This is a genomic window from Polynucleobacter sp. AP-RePozz3-80-G7, from assembly GCF_018882145.1.
GTDB lineage: Bacteria > Pseudomonadota > Gammaproteobacteria > Burkholderiales > Burkholderiaceae > Polynucleobacter.
Window position 1 is genome coordinate 341145 of the sequence record NZ_JACVPC010000001.1, and the last position, 20845, is coordinate 361989.

The 20845-nt window shown below is 45.2% G+C and carries 28 protein-coding genes; 22 read left to right on the forward strand and 6 right to left on the reverse strand.

Going from position 1 to position 20845, the window contains the following annotated elements:
* The first annotated feature begins 22 nt into the window (after positions 1–22).
* Genes ICE90_RS01890 through hisD form a run of 5 tightly spaced genes read left to right on the forward strand, consistent with a single transcriptional unit; the run spans position 23 to position 4423 of the window.
* The gene (locus tag ICE90_RS01890; protein ID WP_215321299.1) at positions 23–811 is read left to right on the forward strand and encodes an ABC transporter permease; all 789 of its coding nucleotides are present in this window, start codon (positions 23–25) and stop codon (positions 809–811) included.
* 33 nt (positions 812–844) lie between these two features.
* Complete coding sequence (locus ICE90_RS01895; protein ID WP_068320176.1) at positions 845–1093, forward strand: BolA family protein; 249 nt, start codon at positions 845–847, stop codon at positions 1091–1093.
* 56 nt (positions 1094–1149) lie between these two features.
* Complete coding sequence (gene murA / locus ICE90_RS01900; protein WP_216190692.1) at positions 1150–2424, forward strand: UDP-N-acetylglucosamine 1-carboxyvinyltransferase; 1275 nt, start codon at positions 1150–1152, stop codon at positions 2422–2424.
* 20 nt (positions 2425–2444) lie between these two features.
* Positions 2445–3071, forward strand: coding sequence for an ATP phosphoribosyltransferase (gene hisG, locus ICE90_RS01905; RefSeq protein ID WP_215321302.1), 627 nt, complete (start codon positions 2445–2447; stop codon positions 3069–3071).
* A gap of 29 nt (positions 3072–3100) precedes the next feature.
* Entirely contained in the window at positions 3101–4423 is a 1323-nt protein-coding gene (hisD, locus tag ICE90_RS01910) for a histidinol dehydrogenase (protein ID WP_216190693.1), read from the forward strand.
* A gap of 34 nt (positions 4424–4457) precedes the next feature.
* On the opposite strand, the gene hisC is transcribed toward hisD, so the two are convergent.
* Positions 4458–5525, reverse strand: a complete 1068-nt coding sequence (hisC, locus tag ICE90_RS01915; RefSeq protein WP_216190694.1) for a histidinol-phosphate transaminase — start codon at positions 5523–5525, stop codon at positions 4458–4460.
* A 116-nt stretch (positions 5526–5641) separates the two neighbouring features.
* On the opposite strand from hisC, the gene hisB reads away from it, so the two are divergent.
* From hisB to hisF, 4 genes are read left to right on the forward strand one after another with little or no spacing between them, the layout of a single operon-like run.
* The gene (gene hisB / locus ICE90_RS01920) at positions 5642–6229 is read left to right on the forward strand and encodes an imidazoleglycerol-phosphate dehydratase HisB (protein ID WP_215321305.1); all 588 of its coding nucleotides are present in this window, start codon (positions 5642–5644) and stop codon (positions 6227–6229) included.
* A 51-nt stretch (positions 6230–6280) separates the two neighbouring features.
* Positions 6281–6937 carry an imidazole glycerol phosphate synthase subunit HisH gene (gene hisH, locus ICE90_RS01925; RefSeq protein WP_216190695.1) on the forward strand — a complete coding sequence of 219 codons (657 nt, stop codon included), beginning with the start codon at positions 6281–6283 and terminating at the stop codon, positions 6935–6937.
* An 18-nt stretch (positions 6938–6955) separates the two neighbouring features.
* On the forward strand, positions 6956–7717 hold the full coding sequence (hisA, locus tag ICE90_RS01930) for a 1-(5-phosphoribosyl)-5-[(5-phosphoribosylamino)methylideneamino]imidazole-4-carboxamide isomerase (RefSeq protein WP_215321307.1): 762 nt from the start codon (positions 6956–6958) through the stop codon (positions 7715–7717).
* Positions 7717–8475, forward strand: a complete 759-nt coding sequence (hisF, locus tag ICE90_RS01935) for an imidazole glycerol phosphate synthase subunit HisF (RefSeq protein WP_215321308.1) — start codon at positions 7717–7719, stop codon at positions 8473–8475. Before hisA ends, hisF begins: the two co-directional genes overlap by 1 nt.
* Before the next feature lie 9 nt (positions 8476–8484).
* On the opposite strand, the gene ICE90_RS01940 is transcribed toward hisF, so the two are convergent.
* The gene (locus ICE90_RS01940; RefSeq protein WP_215321309.1) at positions 8485–8877 is read right to left on the reverse strand and encodes a type II toxin-antitoxin system HicB family antitoxin; all 393 of its coding nucleotides are present in this window, start codon (positions 8875–8877) and stop codon (positions 8485–8487) included.
* An 11-nt stretch (positions 8878–8888) separates the two neighbouring features.
* The gene (locus ICE90_RS01945) at positions 8889–9071 is read right to left on the reverse strand and encodes a type II toxin-antitoxin system HicA family toxin (RefSeq protein ID WP_216190696.1); all 183 of its coding nucleotides are present in this window, start codon (positions 9069–9071) and stop codon (positions 8889–8891) included.
* Positions 9072–9205: 134 nt separating this feature from the next.
* Between ICE90_RS01945 and hisI the strand changes: the two genes are divergently transcribed.
* From hisI to tatC, 8 genes are all read left to right on the forward strand, one after another.
* Positions 9206–9595 (forward strand): phosphoribosyl-AMP cyclohydrolase, encoded by a 390-nt coding sequence (gene hisI, locus ICE90_RS01950; protein WP_215321311.1) that lies wholly within the window; start codon positions 9206–9208, stop codon positions 9593–9595.
* A gap of 83 nt (positions 9596–9678) precedes the next feature.
* A complete protein-coding gene (locus tag ICE90_RS01955; RefSeq protein ID WP_370623801.1) occupies positions 9679–9942 on the forward strand; it encodes an antitoxin in 264 nt (87 codons plus the stop codon).
* Positions 9943–9950: 8 nt separating this feature from the next.
* Entirely contained in the window at positions 9951–10337 is a 387-nt protein-coding gene (locus tag ICE90_RS01960) for a type II toxin-antitoxin system VapC family toxin (protein ID WP_255533267.1), read from the forward strand.
* Positions 10338–10353: 16 nt separating this feature from the next.
* Positions 10354–10755, forward strand: coding sequence for a phosphoribosyl-ATP diphosphatase (locus ICE90_RS01965; protein ID WP_216190697.1), 402 nt, complete (start codon positions 10354–10356; stop codon positions 10753–10755).
* Between the two features lie 24 nt (positions 10756–10779).
* Complete coding sequence (locus tag ICE90_RS01970; protein WP_216190698.1) at positions 10780–11136, forward strand: histidine triad nucleotide-binding protein; 357 nt, start codon at positions 10780–10782, stop codon at positions 11134–11136.
* Between the two features lie 16 nt (positions 11137–11152).
* On the forward strand, positions 11153–11374 hold the full coding sequence (gene tatA, locus ICE90_RS01975; RefSeq protein WP_215321314.1) for a Sec-independent protein translocase subunit TatA: 222 nt from the start codon (positions 11153–11155) through the stop codon (positions 11372–11374).
* A 57-nt stretch (positions 11375–11431) separates the two neighbouring features.
* Complete coding sequence (gene tatB / locus ICE90_RS01980) at positions 11432–11908, forward strand: Sec-independent protein translocase protein TatB (RefSeq protein ID WP_072582109.1); 477 nt, start codon at positions 11432–11434, stop codon at positions 11906–11908.
* Between the two features lie 39 nt (positions 11909–11947).
* Positions 11948–12739 carry a twin-arginine translocase subunit TatC gene (gene tatC / locus ICE90_RS01985; protein WP_216154327.1) on the forward strand — a complete coding sequence of 264 codons (792 nt, stop codon included), beginning with the start codon at positions 11948–11950 and terminating at the stop codon, positions 12737–12739.
* On the opposite strand, the gene ICE90_RS01990 is transcribed toward tatC, so the two are convergent.
* Positions 12715–14175, reverse strand: a complete 1461-nt coding sequence (locus ICE90_RS01990) for a tetratricopeptide repeat protein (RefSeq protein WP_216190699.1) — start codon at positions 14173–14175, stop codon at positions 12715–12717. The two genes, tatC and ICE90_RS01990, sit on opposite strands and share 25 nt — an antisense overlap.
* A 208-nt stretch (positions 14176–14383) precedes the next feature.
* Here ICE90_RS01990 and ICE90_RS01995 point away from each other — a divergent pair, with 208 nt between their 5' ends.
* The 5 genes from ICE90_RS01995 to ICE90_RS02015 all read left to right on the forward strand — a co-directional run bounded on the left by ICE90_RS01995 (position 14384) and on the right by ICE90_RS02015 (position 19096).
* Positions 14384–15625, forward strand: coding sequence for a porin (locus ICE90_RS01995; protein ID WP_216190700.1), 1242 nt, complete (start codon positions 14384–14386; stop codon positions 15623–15625).
* A 297-nt stretch (positions 15626–15922) separates the two neighbouring features.
* Complete coding sequence (locus ICE90_RS02000; protein ID WP_255533268.1) at positions 15923–16855, forward strand: amino acid ABC transporter substrate-binding protein; 933 nt, start codon at positions 15923–15925, stop codon at positions 16853–16855.
* A gap of 23 nt (positions 16856–16878) precedes the next feature.
* Entirely contained in the window at positions 16879–17667 is a 789-nt protein-coding gene (locus ICE90_RS02005) for an amino acid ABC transporter permease (RefSeq protein WP_216154330.1), read from the forward strand.
* Positions 17668–18336 (forward strand): amino acid ABC transporter permease, encoded by a 669-nt coding sequence (locus ICE90_RS02010; RefSeq protein WP_216190701.1) that lies wholly within the window; start codon positions 17668–17670, stop codon positions 18334–18336.
* A gap of 25 nt (positions 18337–18361) precedes the next feature.
* The gene (locus ICE90_RS02015) at positions 18362–19096 is read left to right on the forward strand and encodes an amino acid ABC transporter ATP-binding protein (protein WP_216190702.1); all 735 of its coding nucleotides are present in this window, start codon (positions 18362–18364) and stop codon (positions 19094–19096) included.
* A 19-nt stretch (positions 19097–19115) separates the two neighbouring features.
* Here ICE90_RS02015 and ICE90_RS02020 read toward each other — a convergent pair whose 3' ends face one another.
* Positions 19116–20303, reverse strand: a complete 1188-nt coding sequence (locus ICE90_RS02020; protein ID WP_216190703.1) for a Do family serine endopeptidase — start codon at positions 20301–20303, stop codon at positions 19116–19118.
* 106 nt (positions 20304–20409) lie between these two features.
* A complete protein-coding gene (mscL, locus tag ICE90_RS02025) occupies positions 20410–20832 on the reverse strand; it encodes a large conductance mechanosensitive channel protein MscL (RefSeq protein ID WP_215321324.1) in 423 nt (140 codons plus the stop codon).
* Between the last annotated feature and the right edge of the window lie 13 nt (positions 20833–20845).

Here is a 20845-nt window from a genome sequence, read left to right on the forward strand (position 1 = left end):
ACATCATGTCGGGAAGTGCGCAATGAAACATGGCCTCAATCGACCTGCGCTAGAGTACGGCAGCGGTTTTCCCACCCTATTGTTTAAAGAGGTAAAGCGGTTTTATAAAGTGGCCTTCCAGACGGTGGCTGCACCGGTGCTTACAGCGGTCCTCTACCTCATGATCTTTGGTCATGTTCTTGAGGGCAGAGAAGTCTACGGACGTTTAAGTTACACAGCTTTCTTAATTCCTGGTCTGGTAATGATGAGTGTCTTGCAAAATGCTTTTGCAAATACTTCATCTTCTTTGATTCAATCTAAGGTCACCGGCAACTTAGTGTTTGTTTTGTTGGCCCCCCTAAGTCATTTTGAGTTTTACTCTGCCTATATTTTGGCTGCAGTATTTCGGGGAATTGTTGTGGGACTGGGCGTTCTATTAATTACCATCTGGTTCGCAACACCCACTTTAGAATATCCATTATGGATTTTGACGTTTGCTTTCTTGGGCGCGGCAATTTTGGGAAGTCTTGGCTTAATTGCTGGCATCTGGGCTGATAAATATGACCAGTTAGCTGCTTTTCAGAACTTCATCATCATGCCCGCAACGATGCTGTCAGGTGTCTTTTACTCTATTCACTCTTTACCGCCAGCATGGCAAGTGGTGTCGCACTTCAATCCGTTCTTTTACATGATTGATGGCTTCCGTTACGGCTTTTTTGGGGTTTCAGATAACTCCCCTTGGAGCAGCTTAGTCATTGTGTTCTGCTTTTTTGTAGTGGTGTCAGTCATTGCCCTGCGGCTGCTGCAAAAGGGCTATAAGCTCCGCTATTAATTGTTGATACCCCAAGCTTTATTAGGAGAAGAAATGCTACCCACCCCAGAACAGATTGAAGGCTATATCAAGCAAGGCATTCAGTGCACTCATATACAGGTTGAGGGTGATGGCCAGCACTTTTTTGCCACCATCGTGAGCCCCGAGTTTGAAGGTAAGCGTTTGGTACAGCGCCACCAATTGGTATACGGTGCAATGGGTGATCGTATGAAGGCAGAAGTTCATGCTTTATCAATCAAGGCATTTACACCTGAAGAGTTTGCGCAAAACTCAGCAGCATAAAAATTACATCATTACTCATTACAAATTAATAAATATGTTTTTACTGGAATCGTTTCATGGATAAATTACGAATGGTTGGCGGCACCCCTCTCAATGGAGAGGTAGTGATTGCCGGCGCTAAAAATGCCGCATTGCCCATTCTGTGCGCTTGTCTATTAACTGATCAACCAGTTGTATTGCGTAATGTCCCTGATTTGCAAGATGTGCGTACTATGCTCAAGCTTTTACAAGAAATTGGTGTAACAGTCGATTTCCCAAGTGCTGGTGATCGTAGTCACATGGTATTGAATGCGGCGGTCATTAAAAGTTCAGAAGCGACTTATGAGATGGTGAAGACTATGCGCGCTTCTATCTTGGTACTTGGCCCACTTTTGGCCAGAATGCATAGCGCAAAGGTTTCGTTGCCGGGTGGTTGCGCAATTGGCGCACGTCCAGTAGATCAGCATATCAAAGGCTTGAAGGCGATGGGCGCGAGTATCAAGATTAAGAGTGGCTACATTCAGGCTGAAACCAAGTCACAGTCAGATCGTCTAAAGGGCGCCTCCATTCTGACTGACATGATTACCGTAACCGGTACTGAGAATTTATTGATGGCGGCCACTTTGGCGTCGGGTACAACTATCTTAGAAAACGCTGCACGCGAGCCTGAGGTTGGTGACTTGGCTGAATTGTTAGTGAAGATGGGTGCGAAGATTTCTGGAATTGGTAGTGATCGTCTGGTTATCGAGGGCGTTGAAAAACTTCATGGTGCAGAACATTCGGTTATTCCGGATCGTATTGAAGCGGGCACATTCTTATGTGCAGTTGCAGCCACTGGTGGTGAGATCACCGTTAAGCATTGCCGTCCCGATACTTTGGATGCCGTGATTGTGAAGTTGAAAGAAGCGGGTCTGCAAATGGAGATTGGTCCAGACTGGATTAAGGCTTCGATGCAGGGTCGTCCTAAAGCAGTCAACTTCCGCACTTCTGAATACCCTGCTTTTCCGACAGATATGCAAGCGCAGCTCATGACAGTCAATGCAATCGCATCGGGTAGCTCAACCATTACCGAGACGATTTTTGAAAACCGCTTTATGCATGTTCAAGAACTCAATCGTTTGGGTGCGGACATTGCTATTGAAGGCAATACTGCGATTGCCCAGGGGGTAGAAAAGTTCTCGGGTGCGATTGTGATGGCCACCGATTTGCGGGCCTCTGCTAGTTTGGTGATTGCTGGATTGGCCGCCCAAGGCGAAACCCAAGTAGACCGGATTTACCACTTAGATCGTGGCTATGACCGCATGGAGCAAAAGTTAACCCTCTTGGGCGCCAATATTGAGCGCGTTAAGTAAGGCTGATGGATAATTAGTCCATGAAATTGACTTTAGCCCTCTCCAAAGGGCGCATCTTCGAAGAAACTGCAGAGATCTTGTCCAAGGTTGGCATAGTGCCGCTGGAGGATCCTGAGAAGTCACGCAAACTCATTATTGAGACCTCTAATCTAGATGTTCGCCTGATTATTGTTCGCGCCTCAGACGTGCCTACTTATGTGCAATTTGGCGGCGCTGATTTTGGGGTAGCTGGGTTGGATGTATTGATGGAAAAAGGGAGTGATGGTTTGTACGTCCCTTACGACTTGAATATTGCAAAGTGCCGCATGTCTGTCGCGGTCCGTGAAGGATTTGATTACGCTGCCGCAGTAAAACAAGGTTCTCGTTTAAAAGTTGCTACGAAGTATGTCAATTGCGCACGTGAACACTTTGCCAATAAAGGTGTGCATATCGATACGATTCAACTGTATGGCTCAATGGAGCTCGCTCCTTTGGTCGGCTTGGCAGATGCGATTGTGGATCTGGTGTCTACTGGTAATACGCTCAAAGCGAACGGCTTAGTGGAAGTTGAGCCAATTGCTGATATCAGCGCTCGCCTAGTGGTCAATCAAGCTTCATACAAACGCAAGCGTGCGCAGCTACAACCTATTTTTGAGCTACTGAAGTAATAGTAGTCAGATCGAGAAGTCTTTTCCCTATGTCTTCAAACATTAACGTAAAACGCCTCAATAGCAAGGATGCAGGCTTCAGAGAAATTCTGTTGTCGAGCTTGTCCTTGCCGTCTGCTGATGATGAGGCGATAGATGCTGCAGTAGTGAAGATTTTGGCAGCAGTTAAAGACAAAGGTGATGAAGCGGTTCTAGGTTTTACAAAACAGTTTGATCGCTTGAATGTGGCAAGTGTTTCAGATTTAGAGATTTCTCGCAAAGATTTAGAGCTGGCTTATCAGTCTTTAACTGCTGAACAAAAAAATGCTCTCGATATTGCTGCGCAAAGAGTGCGTGCTTATCACGAGAGGCAAAAGATTGAAGCGGGTTGCCACTCTTGGGAGTACGAAGAGAAAGATGGAACACGTCTCGGTCAAAAAGTAACTCCATTAGATCGTGTTGGCATTTATGTGCCAGGCGGTAAAGCAGCTTATCCCTCGTCCGTATTGATGAATGCTATTCCTGCAAAAGTAGCGGGTGTTGCCGAGGTGATCATGGTGGTACCTACCCCTGATGGTGCGCGCAATCCTTTGGTTTTGGCGGCAGCCTATCTTGCTGGAGTAGATCGCGTCTTTACGATCGGTGGCGCTCAAGCAGTTGGCGCTTTAGCCTACGGCACTAAAACTATTCCGTCGGTTGATAAGATTGTTGGACCTGGCAATGCCTATGTGGCTGCAGCCAAGCGGAGAGTCTTTGGCACTGTTGGCATCGATATGATCGCTGGCCCATCGGAAATTTTGGTTCTTTGTGATGGATCTACTCCTCCGGATTGGGTTGCAATGGACCTGTTTTCTCAGGCTGAGCATGATGAGCAGGCTCAATCGATCCTTCTCTGTCCAGATGCTCAATATATTGAGCAAGTGCAAGCAAGCATCAACCAGCTCCTCCCTGAAATGCCAAGAGCAAAGGTGATTGAAGCTTCACTCACAAATCGCGCTTTGTTAATTCAGGTAAACGATATGTCTGAAGCCTGTGAGATTGCTAATGCGATTGCTGCTGAGCACTTGGAGATTTGCGCTGCCGATCCACGTCAGTGGGCTGACCAAATTCGTCATGCGGGCGCCATCTTCATGGGTAACTACACTAGTGAATCCTTGGGCGATTACTGCGCCGGCCCTAATCACGTTTTACCTACTGCACGCACGGCACGCTTTTCTTCACCATTGGGTGTGTATGACTTTATCAAGCGCTCGAGCATGATCGAAGTAAGTGAAGCTGGCGCCCAAACCTTGGGCGCTGTTGCAAGTACGCTAGCTCACGGTGAGGGCTTACAAGCCCATGCACGTGCAGCTGAGATGCGCTTAAAGAAGTAAGCGTGTAATAAACCTGCGCTGACTTCTTAAAAATTTAATTCAGAATTTCTTTTAAAGCGGCAACAAGTTCATTACTTTGTTCGTCTGTGCCAATCGTAATGCGCAAGAACTCTTCGATGCGTGGTGATTTGAAGTGACGCACGATGATGCCGCGATCCCGTAAGGCTTGATATAGCTTAGCTCCAGCATGCTGGGGATGTCGCGTGAAAATAAAGTTTGCAGTCGAAGGCAGGGTTGCAAATCCCAAAGCATCGAGTTGCTCAATTAACTTTGTACGAGTATGAATTACCTTGGCTGAAGTTGCTTCTAGGTGCGCTTGGTCCTCAATGGCTGCAACCGCACCAGCTTGAGCAAGGCGCCCCAAGGGGTAGGAGTTAAAACTGTTCTTGACTCGTTCTAAGCCCTCAATCAAGGCTGGATGGCCAACGGCAAAGCCGACGCGCAGGCCAGCTAGAGCGCGGGATTTAGAGAGTGTGTGTACTACTAACAAATTTTCTGGACAGTTGGCGCCACGCAACAGTGGAATGCAAGATTCAGTTCCGTAATCTACGTAAGCTTCATCAATAACAAGTACTGAATCTTTGTTGCGCAAGACTAGCGCTTCAATTTCTGAGCGGGGAATCGATCTACCAGTTGGCGCATTAGGGTTAGGGAAAATAATTCCGCCGTTAGGAGATTGGTAGTCAGCAGTTTTAATCTCAAAATTTTCGTCCAAGGGAACTATTTGGGCATTAATTCCAAAAAGTTTGCAGTAGACGGGGTAAAAGCTATAAGTAATGTCTGGAAAATGCACGGGTTTACTTTGCTTGAGTAAACCAGCAAAGACGTGCGCCAACACTTCATCAGAGCCATTGCCTACAAAGACTTGATTTGCATCTAAGCCATGTAATTTAGCGATAGCTTGTTTTAGGGCTGCGCCTTCCGGATCGGGATAGAGGCGTAAATCGGCAGTATTTTGACCTTCAATAGCAGCAAGCGCTTTGGGCGATGGGCCATAGGGACTCTCGTTGGTATTGAGTTTTACCAGCCGCTGCATTTGCGGTTGTTCCCCTGGAACATAGGGGGTTAGGGTTTGAACAACGGGGCTCCAAAAACGGCTCATGAGGGTTCTCAGGTCAAAAATCGGGATAAAAGTGCAGCAATATCGATATTTAAATCTCTTCTAGGAATGATATTATGAGGCTTCAATCAACACTTCGCCTCGCGGCGCAATGAAGCATGCGGCAAGCCGACGTCACCCGAAACACTTCGGAAACCAAAATTCAGATTTCCATTAATTTAGATGGAACCGGTAAGGCTGAGCTAGCCTCCGGAGTCCCTTTTTTAGACCACATGCTCGATCAGATTGCGCGTCACGGCATGATTGACCTCAAAGTGGTTGCAAATGGCGACACCCATATTGACGATCACCACACAGTTGAAGATGTGGGAATTACGCTAGGCCAGGCTTTTGCCAAAGCAGTGGGTGATAAGGCGGGTATTACGCGCTATGGCCATTCTTATGTGCCTCTAGATGAGACCCTTTCTCGTGTTGTGATTGATTTCTCTGGTCGCCCAGGTTTGGAATTTAATGTTCCATTTACCCGTGCACGTGTAGGCGACTTTGATGTGGATCTCAGCATTGAGTTCTTCCGTGGTTTTGTTAATCATGCTGGAGTCACTTTGCACATCGATAATTTGCGCGGTATTAATGCCCACCACCAAATTGAAACTGTGTTCAAGGCTTTTGGTCGTGCTTTGCGTATGGCCTTGGCGGTTGATCCGCGTGCTTCAGGCGCCATTCCTTCAACTAAAGGAAGTCTTTAATCTAGACTCCCCAAGGTTGCTCAGTAGACAACAGTAGACAACAGGTAAATTTTGGCGCAAACCATTGCGATCGTCGACTATGGAATGGGTAATCTCCGTTCCGTATATCAAGCATTTCATCATGTTGCGCCTGATGACAATGTATTGATTGCTCATCAGCCAGAAGAGATTCATTCTGCAGATCGCGTCGTTTTGCCTGGTCAAGGCGCTATGCCAGATTGCATGAAGCATCTAGAGGAATCTGGATTGTTAGACGCCTTACTGGAAGCTTCTAAAAGCAAGCCGCTTTTAGGAGTCTGTGTAGGCGAGCAAATGCTGTTTGATAGAAGTGCAGAGGTACGCGCTACCGAGCAATGGACACCTTGTTTGGGTTTGATTCCCGGGGAAGTGCGTCGTTTTGAGCTGGTTGGTCAAAAGCAGCCAGATGGCTCCTCATATAAAGTCCCCCATATGGGCTGGAACCAAGTGCGCCAAGACCGAAAACACCCGCTTTGGGATGGCATACCTGATTTAACGAGCTTCTATTTTGTGCATAGCTACTATGTTGTGCCGCAGCGTAATGAAGATACAGCCGGTTCTACTGAATATGGCGATTGGTTTACTTCTGCGGTGGCGCGAGATAATATTTTTGCAACTCAATTTCATCCAGAAAAAAGTGCAGAATACGGTTTAAAGCTTTATAAAAATTTTGTTTCTTGGCAACCTTAATATTCCTAACCATTTGCTATGCTGCTGATTCCCGCAATTGATCTTAAAGACGGCCACTGTGTTCGACTCGAACAGGGTGATATGGATAAAGCTACAGTGTTTTCAGAAGACCCTGGCGCAATGGCGGCGCATTGGATTAGCAAAGGCGCTCGACGCTTACATTTGGTAGATCTCAACGGCGCATTTGCCGGCAAGCTCAAAAATGAAGCTGCGATTAAATCGATTCTCAAAGCGGTTGGTAATGAAATCCCTGTGCAACTCGGTGGCGGTATTCGTGATCTTGAAACCATTGAGCGTTTATTAGATGACGGTATTAGCACTGTCATCATTGGTACCGCAGCCGTAAAGAATCCCGGCTTTGTGCAAGATGCTTGCACAGCATTTCCTGGTCATGTGATGGTTGGTCTTGATGCACGTGATGGCAAAGTGGCTACTGACGGCTGGAGCAAGATTACTGGCCATGAAGTGATTGATCTTGCCAAGAAGTTTGAAGATTGGGGCGTAGAAGCCATTATCTATACCGATATTGGTCGGGATGGCATGCTCAAGGGTGTGAACATTGAAGCCACAATCAAGCTGGCTCAAGCCATTCGCATTCCGATAATTGCCAGTGGTGGACTCTCTAATAATCAAGATATTGATGCACTTTGCAAGGCGGAAGAAGAAGGCGTCATGGGCGTGATTGCTGGTCGCTCTATTTATGCGGGTGATCTTGATCTTGCAGCTGCTCAAAAATATGCTGATGAGTTAACCCTCAAGTACGCAAAGAAAATCATCTAGTGTTAACGAAGCGAATTATTCCTTGTTTGGATGTCACTGCAGGGCGCGTTGTTAAAGGTGTGAACTTTGTAGGCTTGCGTGATGCAGGCGATCCTGTAGAAATCGCTAAACGGTATGACACCCAAGGCGCCGACGAGCTGACATTCTTAGACATTACTGCGACCTCTGATGGACGCGATCTGATTTTGCACATCATTGAGGATGTGGCATCACAAGTTTTTATTCCGCTTACTGTTGGCGGCGGTGTGCGTGCAGTGGCTGATGTGCGTCGCTTGCTGAATGCCGGCGCAGATAAAGTGAGCATGAATTCTTCTGCGGTAGCCAACCCCGATTTAGTTTCCGATGCAGCCGCTTATTACGGTTCTCAGTGTATTGTGGTGGCGATTGATGCCAAGCAAACTGAAGCTGGCAATTGGGAAGTGTTTACCCATGGCGGTAGAACTGCGACTGGAATGGATGTAGTCACATGGGCTACTGAAGTGGCTAAACGTGGTGCAGGCGAGATTCTCTTAACAAGCATGAACCGCGATGGCAGTAAGGATGGCTTTGACTTGGCTTTAACTGCTGCAGTAAGCGATGCCGTTCCTGTTCCCGTGATTGCCTCTGGCGGCGTTGGTAATTTGCAGCATTTAGTCGATGGTATTACTAAGGGCCATGCAGATGCAGTATTGGCGGCTAGTATTTTTCACTATGGTGATTACACCGTTGGGCAGGCAAAAGAATATATGGCAGCCCAAGGAATTCCGGTTCGGATTTAATCGGTGTTCTTAAGCGCTAATCGCCATATGCGCGATAAAGGCGGAGCGGTTTTCACCAGCAGATTTGGCCTTAGCATCTAATCTTGCTAGAACCCTTTTTGGTAAAGAAATATTTACTCTTTCGATATCGTCCGACAGTAATGCCGGGTCAATCTCAGCAATTGCCCAAATATATCCTTTGAACTCTTTCTTCTTTTGCAGCTCGGTAATAGAACTGGGCTTTGGGATATCTTCGCCCGCGTCTAATGCGGCCTCAATCCAAAGCTCAATCGCTTCTTTGGCATTCTCAATAGCCTCATCAATTCCACTGTCAGCGGCAGAAAAGCAGCCTGGCATGTCAGGAACAATCACACCCCACACCAACTTATGCCCACCTGGTTCAATAGCAATTGGATATTTCATTGTTCATCCTTCTATTTAATTCCTGCTTGTTTCAGTAGTTTTTGAACCAATCCAATTCCTAGATCTTTTTTGGGATGATGAACCGTAATGTGCCCAGCTTTGCGGGGGTGGTTAAAAACATGATGAGACCCTTTTGAGCCCCGCAAAACCCAGCCATCTTTTTCTAATGCCTTGATGAGTTCTTTGCTATTCATCCTCGAATTATAAATTCTATACACATCATACACACAAACAGGGTTATTGTCCAGAAGGTGGGTTGGGCTGTTGCAGTAAGCCGTAGGCGATTCTTATTTGGGTGACTCTTAATAATTCTGTCAAAATCGGATAAATGTCAGATACAAATAAAAACTCACTAGACCAGGGGCTATTAGCAGCGGTGACTTGGAATGATCAAGGATTGGTTCCAGTAATCGCCCAAGAAGTTGGCAGCAAGGATATCTTGATGATGGCCTGGATGAATCGCGACGCCTTATTGGAAACCTTACGCTTAGGCGAGGCAGTCTACTGGACTCGTTCCAGACAAAAACTGTGGCACAAGGGCGAAGAGTCTGGCCATACCCAGAAAGTAAAAGAAATTCGTCTGGATTGTGATGGGGATACGATTTTGCTGATGGTTGAGCAAAAAGACGGGATTGCTTGCCATACGGGTGAGCATAGCTGCTTCTTTAGGGAGTGGGATTCTGTAAGCTCAAATTGGCAAAAGATCAGTAAAAACTGACCCAAATAAATATTTATGGTCTGTATTTCCACTTTATAGTCGTTTAGAATGGTATATACTTTGATATATACCAAGGGGCTAGGATGATGGGTCTAACAGCAAAAATCTTTATGAATGGGCGTAGTCAAGCAATAAGATTGCCTGCAGCCTTTCGTTTTGAGGAAAAAGAAGTATTTATTCGGCGTGATCCCAGTACTGGCGACTTAATTCTGTCCAGAAGGCCCGAAAACTGGGATAGCTTTTTCGTGGCGCTTGCAAGCGCGGATGTTCCTTTGGATTTCTTAAGTCCCGAAGATCGAAATCAAGACTCGCAAGATCGAGATCCTTTTGCTGGAGTCAATGACTGATGAGATATATGCTCGATACCAATACCATCAGCAGCCTCATTAAGAAAAACCCAGTAGTAAGTAGAAAAATCGCTAGTGTTCCCATGGAAAGACTATGCTTGTCAGTTATATCTGAAGGTGAAATTCTCTATGGTTTGGCAAAAAAGCCAAATGCAAGGAACTTACATTTGGTTGTGCAAGAGTTTTTAAAGCGAGTGGATGTTTTAGTTTGGGATACCGATGTAGCCGAGCATTATGGTGTTTTAAGGGCCCAGTTAGAGGGCAATGGAAATGTGTTGGGCTCTCTTGACATGCAAATTGCAGCACATGCTTCTCAGCTTGGAGTAATTCTGGTGACAAATGACCAGGCTTTTAAAAGGATAAAGCAGTTAAAGGTAGAGGATTGGACTGTATAGTCTGCAAAATATACTAATGAACAAAATACTGAACTCAGACAAAAAAATTGAATCTGCTCTCACCCATTTAGCCGATGTAGTTGATCAACGTCGTGATGCATTTAAGGCAGGCCAAGCAGACCCCAAAACTTCATATACCGCCTTGCTCTTTTCAAAGGGTGATGACGGGATCTTGAAAAAGATTGGCGAAGAAGCGACTGAGGCTGTGATGGCGGCAAAAGATGCGCGCAATTCTAATTTGGCGGCCGATCAACAAAAGCTCTTAGTCGGCGAAATGGCTGATTTGTGGTTTCACTGCTTGATTGCTTTGTCTCAATTTAACCTACGCCCGGAAGATGTCATTGCCGAGCTTGATCGTCGCTTGGGTACTTCTGGCATTGAAGAGAAGGCCGCGAGAAAAGCGGCTGGTAAAGAGTAAGTACGGATAAATACGAGAAAAAGTATGTCACACGATCCTAATTGCCTGTTTTGTAAGATTTCTCAAGGTTTGATTCCCTCCCAGAGGGTCTATGAGGATGAAGAAATCTATGCTTTTAAAGATATCAACCCGGCAGCGCCAGTCCATTTTTTGATGATTCCTAAAAAGCATATCCCCATGCTGGAGTCAGCAGAAAGCGTGGATGCTCCTTTGCTGGGTAAAATGATGGAATTAGCACCGCGTCTTGCCAAAGAGCAAGGCTGTCGTCCTGGTAAGGATGGTGGCTTTAGGTTGATGGTGAACAATGGTGCGGATGGTGGGCAGGAGGTTTATCACTTGCACTTACATGTGATGGGCGGTCCCCGCCCCTGGAAAAAATAATCCAAGGAGATTAAAAATGGGTTCATTTAGCATTTGGCATTGGTTAATTGTTTTGGTGATCGTGATGTTGGTGTTCGGTACCAAAAAATTGCGCAATATCGGCCAAGATTTGGGCGGCGCTGTAAAAGGCTTTAAAGATGGCATGAAATCTGCTGAAGAGCCTAAAGAACAAATTCAACAAAGTACTGCAACAGCAGACAAGACTGTTGATGTGCAAGCTAAAGACGTAAACAAATAACTAACTAATAGCTGAAGCGCACTTGAAACTCATGCTGCATTTAAATAACTGCGTTACATGATTGATCTCGGAGTTTCAAAACTTGCGCTGATTGCTGTAGTTGCTCTGGTGGTGGTTGGACCAGAGCGCCTGCCTAAAGTAGCTCGCATGGCTGGTAATTTGTTTGGCCGTGCACAGCGCTATATGGCGGACGTCAAGTCTGAAGTGAGTCGTCAGATGGAGGTGGAGGAATTTAAAAAGTTTCGAGAAGAAACTGCTGCCACTCTCAAAGAGGTTGAAAACAGTATCGGCTCTACGGTTCAAGAGGCTAGCGCTAACTTAAGCGATCAGGCGGATATTTTTGAAACGAGCTTTGATAAGCCGCCTTTAGATGAAAAAGAAGTACTTCGCAAAACCAAGCGCCAAGGCCGCAACAGCTGGGGTGTGCGTCGAGCTGCAAGGCCGCTTTGGTTTAAGCGTTCCGCTGGCATTCGTACTCGAGTGCAATCTGGCGCTGCTAGGATGAAGCGCTTTCATCACAGTGCTGGCAAATAAAAATAATAGTAAAAAGTAAAATAATAAAAACACTTACGCATGACTGAAAACAATTCAACTGAAGATTCGGGATTACAAGAAACCTTTCTTTCCCACTTATTTGAATTACGTGATCGCGTAATTAAAGCAGCGCTCGCAATTATTGTTGTCTTCGTATGTCTAGTCTACTGGGCGCCGGATATTTTCCATTTGTTTGCACAGCCTTTATTAAAGGCTTTGCCTGCCGGTGGCAAGATGATTGTGACAGACGTCACAGGTTCATTCTTTGTACCGATGAAGGTCACTATGCTGGTCGCATTCATCATCGCTTTACCAGTGGTGATGTATCAACTTTGGGCATTCATTGCGCCTGGTTTGTATATGCATGAAAGAAAACTCATTCTGCCTTTGGTCGTGAGTAGCTATACCTTGTTCATTGCTGGTATGGCATTTGCTTACTTTTTAGTATTTCCAACGGTATTTAAGTTCATGGCAAGTTACAACGCACCTTTGGGTGCGGAGATGTCGACCGACATTGATAACTATTTAAGTTTTGCCATGACAACCTTCTTGGCATTTGGCATTACTTTTGAAGTGCCTGTTGTAGTGGTTGTCTTGGTGCGCATGGGTATGGTGCCCCTGGCTAAACTGAAAGAAATTCGCCCTTACGTGATTGTGGGAGCTTTCGTGATTTCAGCTGTAGTGACACCACCCGATGTACTTTCTCAATTATTGCTAGCCGTACCAATGACCTTGCTCTATGAAATAGGGCTATTGGTTGCGCGCTTTTACGTGCCAAAACCCTCCGATGAGGATGCCGAAACTGATCAATCGACTTCTGCGTCGACCTGATTCTTGGAGAAAGTCGTTGTAAGCCAGTTGGTAACGCGATCAAAGCGATAGCGTCTTTGGCGTAAATTGCCCTCCAGATCCATCTCCGAGCCAGCAAAGGCTTTGCCAGCCGCCAAGAGGGCGCGACGTTGTTGAATCGTTTCAATCTGAATCAATCTAGGCAAGATCTTTGGTAATTCCCAGCGAATATCCACCACAACACAATGCTCGTGCTGTAGCTGTCCTACCTCGCTCAATAATAATTCTGCTTTACTAAAATTAAATTGGTTTGCAATGATGATGCGATGGCAGAGCAATAACCAATCTTCATCCACCTTATGTTCGGCATGGTGATTAATCGCCTCTTCGGCGCACTGAGCTAATTCATACCATTCATTGGATTTGGGATTAGAGCAACTTTCCAAAATCTTGCTGAGCAATTCTTTAGCTTCTGGCACACCTTGTTGGTGGGCTTGCCATACCCAATAGGAAGCCTGTAGACCGCGTACCTTCTCTTCGCTCTTTTCACGCTTGCGCCACAGATTAGCGCCTTTACGCAGTTGTGCTTGTGGATGACCAAGATCGGCAGCTCGATCAATACAGCGATCACTTTCTGCGGCGTTGTAACCAGAAAACTGCGGACGACGATAAATTTCACCGAGCGCGTACCAGGCATCGCGATCACCATCTTTGGCAGCGAGCTCTAACCAATAGGCGGCTTTCTTCAGTGATGCATTGGATTTTGTTTCGGCCACCTCAACCCGTTCGTCGAGTTGTGCGAGGCGCAGGCCTAGCGTAAGTTTTGCAACAGTTAAACCAAGCTCGGCTGCTTGAATTAATGCATCTTCATTTTGATCATCAAGCCATACCTTCCAGAGGGAGGAGAGAGCTTCATTCTTAGGCTGCAATTTAATCAGCAACTCTTTTGCGTTGTTTGCGAAAAGAGATTCTCCATCTGCAAGATCCTGTAAATATTGTTTAGCAATCTTTTGAATGCCGACAAAATCCAAAGAAGACAATTTTTCTAGAGTGGATGATGAATTCTTTTTGAGCCAATCTGCCAGTTGCGATTGGACACTCTGATTGGCAGGATTAATTAATAGGTTAACAAGCTGCCATTTAGCAGCAAGATTGGCATCAGAGGCCTTTTCAGCTTCAGCTAACTTCCAAAAAGAGTCCCAGCCAAACCCAAAGGCAGGTGAGCTAAAGGTTTCAGCAAGCGGAATGTTGGCAATCTGGCTTAAAAGATCAAGAATTTCAGCGTCACCTGAGCTTTTATTTTCAAGTGATTGATTTGTAATGGAAAAATAGGATTTTTCCAACCAAATGAGGGCGTTGGCAGGCTGAATGGGGGTTTTAAAAGCACCCGTTAAATATGCGGAAGCCAGTTTTTGTTGCGCAGAAACGTCACCCAATCGTGCTGAACTGAGGATTTTTAAGAATTCGCGGCTTGCCATATGACAATTTTGTCATCTAAGGCCCATAAAAGACAGAAAACAAAGGTCTTGTTGCCGAGATACAACGAAGAAAGCCAAAAAACTACCTTTTGACAAGCAAAAAGATCTCCTAAATACCCTGACCCCCAGTCTGGTGAGGCAAAAGAAGCAAAATTCGTAGGTCCCAGTTTTATTTGGGCATTACTTTTAATTTTTGGAGATTTAAAGAATGAAAAAATCGCTATTAGCACTCGCAGCATTGTCAGCTATTGCTGGCGTTGCTCAAGCTCAGTCCAGCGTAACCGTATACGGTATCTTGGACGTTGGTTACATCGGTACAAACGGACGCGTTAGCTCTTCAGCTACAGCAACAAACGGTGGTCAATCTAAGACTACTACTAACCAATTCGGACAGTCTGCTGAGCAAACTTCACGTTTGGGTTTAAAAGGCACTGAAGATTTAGGTGGCGGTTCATCAGCATTCTTTACTGCTGAGTTTTACCTCTATCCACAAGATCAAACATTGTCTGGCAACACAACAGGTGGCTTACAAAGCCGTCAAACATTCGTTGGTTTGAAAAAGAATGGTTTAGGTCAAGCTGCTGTTGGTTTGCAATACACGCCAGTATTTAGCGCTGTAGCTGCCACAGACGTTGGTCAAACAAATAACATGGCTGGTAACGTAATTTATCCTGCTAACTCTAGTGGTAACAGCAATGATGGCGCAAACAGCAAGGGTATGACAGTTCGCACATCCAATACATTGACTGTTGCATCTGATAAGTTTGCTGGTTTTGGTGCTAACGCAATGGTTACATTGAACAACCAGAACAAATCACAAGTTGACAACACTTCTGGTGTAGCAACTGCTGGTGGTAACACCAATGCAAGCGGTTGGGGTTTAGGTGCTGATTACACATTCCATAAATTCTACGTAACAGCTGCTTACCAGTCACTCAAGCAATTGACAACTGTTGGCAACAATGCTGCAACTGGTGGTACTGGTTGGGATCAGGCGCAGGGTAACGGTGCAACTACTGCACCTTTGTCTGCCACTGGAGCGACTACAGGCGCGTTTAACACAACCGATAACCAAGTTTATGCTGGTGCAACTTATGACTTCGGTATTTTGAAGGCATACGCTCAGTACATCAATCGTAAAATTACTTCTACTGCAAGTACAAACTACTACCTCAAGCGTCAAGCTGAGCAAATTGGTGTTCGTAGCTACCTTACTCCAACAATCGAAGGTTGGGCATCTGCTGGTTTAGGTCGTTACACAGCATTTGGTCAAGGTACACCAACAGCGAACTTTAATGGCTGGCAGTTGGGTTCTAACTACTACCTTAGCAAGCGTACAAACTTGTATGCTATCTACGGTCAAACTTTGACATCTAACTCTGCTGCTGCTGGTGTAACTTCTAGCGGTGGTTACAGCAACTATGCAGTTGGCGTACGTCACACTTTCTAATTGGATGCTAGCTTAGGCTAGTTAAGAATTAGTTTGGTATTAAATTAACCCACTGTGGAAACACGGTGGGTTTTTTCTTTTGCTGGTACTGGGCATTGAATTAAAAGACGGCTCATAAAGTAAGCAATATCCATGTATTTAATAAAAACTCTAAGTAGATGCACTTAGATCAAGCATTTTCTATAGATTAAAGGCGAAAAGTCTGCTAAAAAGTGGATAGATCAATAGCGCGTTCACCCTCAGTTGGAAATGTGCGAATAGATAAAATTCATCAGTAATGAAAAATAAAGGTTAAAAATGTTGAAAAGAACACAGAGCAGTTCACTTTTCTCTAAGTCAGCACCATTTGTACTGCTTGCTTCGCTAGTTTTTGCATCTAGTGCATATGCTGCTAGCGCAACCATGGATAAAATGAAATCCTCTGGTGCAGTCACCATGGGGGTTCGCGAATCCTCTATACCAATGTCCTATACCACTGGCGATAGCCGTTTTGACGGATACCATGTCGAAATTTGCCGGATGATTTTGGCTGACATTAAAGATAAGCTTGGAATGAGTACGCTGCGTATCAATTATCAGCCTGTTACCTCCCAAAATCGTGTGCCCTTGGTTCAAAACGGCACCGTAGATATTGAGTGCGGTACAACAACTAATAACGTAAACCGTGCAAAAGATGTTGGCTTTGCAAATACGCTTTACGTGGAAGAGGTTCGTATTGCCGTAAAGGCAAATTCAGGAATTAAATCGATTGCTGACTTAAACGGTAAAAAAGTAGCAACTACTACAGGTACTACCTCTGTGCAGCTCTTGCGCAAAAATGAAAAAGCGACTGGCGTTAATTTTGATGAAGTATTTGGAAAAGACCATGCCGATAGTTTCTTATTGCTGGAGTCTGGACGCGCCGACGCATTTGTCATGGATGGATCTATTTTGGCTGGAAATATTGCCAACTCTAAGAATCCAAAAGATTACAAAATTGTTGGTGAAGTTTTAAGTACAGAGCCAATTGCCATCATGGTTCCTAAAAATGATCCTGAGTTTAAGGCTGCTGTAAATGCGGCAATTGCGAAGATTGTTGCGAATGGCAAAATGCCTGGACTGTGGAATAAGTGGTTCTTGTCACCAATTCCACCAAAAAATATCGTAGTTGGCCTTGAGTTATCTCCAGCAACTAAAAATGCTTGGGCCAATTTGAATGACAAGCCTGCAGAAGACTATAACAAGAAGTAATCAATAAAAAATAAGTTTCTACTATGTCATTAGATTTAGGTGTCTTTTGTAAGAGCACCTTAGATGGAGAAGCGGTTGATCACTGCTTCTCCTCATTATTTGGGCTTGGGAAAAATGCTGACCCAAGTTACTTGGATTGGCTTTTCAAGGCCTGGGGTTGGACCTTAGCAGTCGCTATCTTAGGCCTAGCTATTGCCTTGGTCTTAGGTGCGGTGATGGGAACATTTCGCACGCTGCCACAGACCGGCACTTTAAACAAATGGTTGGTGCGATTTTCAACAGCGTGGGTTGAGCTCTTTAGAAACATTCCCATTCTCGTGCAGGTATTTCTTTGGTATCACGTGATTCCTGCTTTTATCTTACCTTTAAAGGCTTTGCCTTCTTATTGGTTGGTCAGTATTGCGCTAGGCTTTTTTACCTCTGCGCGTATTGCTGAGCAAGTGAGGGCGGGGATTCAGGCGCTACCAAGTGGTCAGCGCATGGCAGCAACTGCTTTAGGCCTGACGACCGCTCAAAGTTATCGATATGTCATTTTGCCGATGGCATTGCGTATTGTTATTCCTCCACTCACTTCCGAGAGCATGAATCTGATTAAGAATTCATCCGTGGCGTTTGCAGTATCAGTTCCTGAGCTCACCTTATTTGCAATGCAAGCTCAAGAGGAAACATCGCATGGTGTAGAGATCTATTTAGCGGTAACATTTTTGTATGCTTTATCTGCATTTGCTGTAAATCGTGTGATGGCATTGATTGAAAAAAGAACTCGTATACCTGGCTTCATTGTGGCCTCTAGCGACGCGGGGGCTCACTAAATGTTTAGTCTGGATCTAAGTTTCTATAACTGGGAACTGTTTACTAATTACATTCTGAAGGGCTTGCTCTTTAGTGTGCAGTTAACAGTACTTGCCACTATTGGCGGAATAATATTTGGCACATTTTTAGCGCTGATGCGTTTATCTGGGAAGCCATCATTGGTATATCCAGCTACTTTTTACGTCAATACCATGCGCTCAATTCCATTGGTGATGGTTATCCTCTGGTTCTTCCTTTTAATACCAATGCTGATTGGTAAACCCATTGGTGCTGACTTATCCGCCACCATTACCTTCATTGCATTTGAGGCTGCCTTTTTTTCGGAGATTGTGAGGGCTGGAATTCAGTCAGTTCCAAAGGGGCAGGCATATGCAGCGGAAGCCTTAGGAATGACTTACGGGCAAAACATGCGCTTTATTATTCTTCCACAAGCCTTTAGAAACATGATTCCCGTCTTTATGACGCAAACCATTGTTTTATTTCAAGATACATCCTTGGTTTATGCAATTGGTGCTTATGATTTACTCAAGGGCTTTGAGATTGCAGGTAAAAATTATGGCCGTCCAATAGAGACTTACCTCTTGGCTGCTTTTACGTATTTCCTCATTTGTTTCTCGCTGTCTAAGGTGGTACGCAAGATTCATGCCAAAGTCGCCATCATTCGTTAATTATTTTTTAAGTTACTAATACATCATGATTGAACTTCGTAACGTATCAAAGTGGTACGGCTCCTTTCAAGTGCTGACTGATTGCAGTGCAACGATCCAGAAGGGAGAGGTGGTAGTTATCTGTGGACCATCAGGCTCAGGTAAATCCACTTTAATTAAGACAATTAATGCATTAGAGCCATTTCAAAAAGGTGAAATATCGGTTGATGGAGTCCAGCTACATGACCCAAAAACTAACCTACCCAAGCTACGCGCTAGAGTGGGTATGGTATTTCAGCACTTCGAGCTTTTTCCACATTTAAGCGTTTCAGAAAATTTAACGCTTGCGCAAATGAAGGTGTTAGGAAGAACCACCGATGAAGCAAACACGCATGGGCTTAAGTATTTAGAGCGTGTGGGGTTGCTAGCACAGAAAGATAAATTTCCAGGCCAGTTATCCGGCGGTCAGCAACAGCGCGTTGCCATTGCCAGGGCTTTAAGTATGGACCCGATAGTGATGTTATTTGATGAACCTACTTCTGCCCTGGATCCCGAAATGGTCGGTGAAGTTTTGGATGTGATGGTTAAGCTTGCTAACGAAGGCATGACAATGTGCTGCGTTACACACGAGATGGGTTTTGCTAGAAAGGTGAGTCATCGTGTGATCTTCATGGATCAAGGGCGCATCGTTGAAGACTGCAGCAAAGCTGAATTTTTTGATAATCCTGAGGCTCGCTCACCAAGAGTAAAAGAGTTTCTATCAAAAATACTGGCCCATTAGCCTTTAGCAAAGCCACCCATTAGTTAGTAAGCTGTTTTGGTTTTGGGCGCTTTCCAGTTTGAGCTATTAGCTCCATTTCTTTGCCTTTGCGCAGAATCGTGAGCTTGGCGTCATTGCCTGGACTAATTTGAGCAATTTGATTCAGTAGGCTCCGCACATCCTTAATTGGATTGCCGTTTACCGTAATCAGCACATCTCCTGGCTTTATCCCTCCACGTGCTGCAGGGCCATTCTCAAGCACGCCAGATATGAGAACGCCTTCAGTATTGGCAGGCAGTCCTAGGGACTCTGAGAGCTCTTTGGAGAGGTTCTGAGGCTCGACTCCTATCCACCCCCTAGTAACGCTGCCATTTGCTAGGATGGACTCCATGACTTGCTTAGCAAGATTGACGGGGATCGCAAAGCCAATGCCCATAGACCCGCCATTATTTGAGTAGATCGCGGTGTTTATGCCAATCAGATTCCCGCGAGTATCAATCAGTGCGCCACCAGAATTTCCGGGGTTAATTGCTGCGTCGGTTTGAATAAAGTTTTCAAAGGTATTGATGCCCACGTGGTCGCGACCTAATGCAGAAACAATCCCGGAAGTGACTGTTTGGCCGACGCCAAATGGATTGCCAATAGCTAGAACCACATCACCTACATGCACAGACTCAACTTTGCCCAGAGTGATTGGGGTAGGTAGTTTTTTGGCTTCAATTTTTAATACAGCAATGTCGGTTTCTGGATCGCTACCAATCACTTGCGCCTTTACTTTTCGACCATCTGATAAAGCCACATCAATATCATCCGCATCGCTAATGACATGATGGTTAGTCAGGATGTAGCCTTCGGGGCTGACGAGGACTCCTGACCCTAGGCTTGAACTGGGCTCTTCCTCTGGCGGCTGATCCCCAAAAAAGAATTTAAATAAAGGATCTGCAGAATTTGGGCTTCCACCCTTTCGAGTCTTTGGCTTAGCGGAGGCTTTGCTTGTAAAAATGTTGACGACCGCTGGCATTGAGCGCTTCACAGCCTCGTGATACGAACCAGGGCTCAGTTGCCCGTCATAGTTGCTTTCTTTTAGCGAGACCGTATCAACCAAAGAGCTAACCCTAGACTCTGAAAGCCACTCAGGTTTTAAAGTGGCAACAATAAACAAAGCTGCCAACATCACGGTGACAGCCTGCGCAAATAAGAGCCAATATTTATTGAGAAGAGAGTTCATTGAGGATGTGCTTTGGTAATTTATAACCTATAGAGGAGATCGCAAACCATTTTGAAAAATGAGTTGCGATTGCTCCCGCGCTTCTTGATGAGAATAATTGGACAAATTATTTTTTTAGACTGTCACGAATTTCGCGGAGCAGCACTACATCCTCTGGCACAGGTGGGGGAGGTGGAGCATCCATCAAACGAATCTTATTAACTACTTTGACCATTTGGAAGATGACAAAGGCTAAAAGGATGAAATTGATGGAGATGGTGATGAAGTTTCCGTAGGCAAAAATCGGTACCCCTGCCTTTTTGAGGGCATCAAATGTTCTAGGTACCCCCTCTGGGACATGTCCTAGGACGATAAATAGGTTGGTAAAGTCGATATGACCTCCCAAAAGGGTTGAAATAACAGGCATAACGATGTCATTTACCAGGGAATCTACGATTTTCCCAAAGGCGCCGCCAATAATGACGCCCACCGCCAAATCGATCACATTGCCCTTGACGGCAAAGTCCCGAAACTCTTTTAAAACACTCATAAATGCTTCCTTT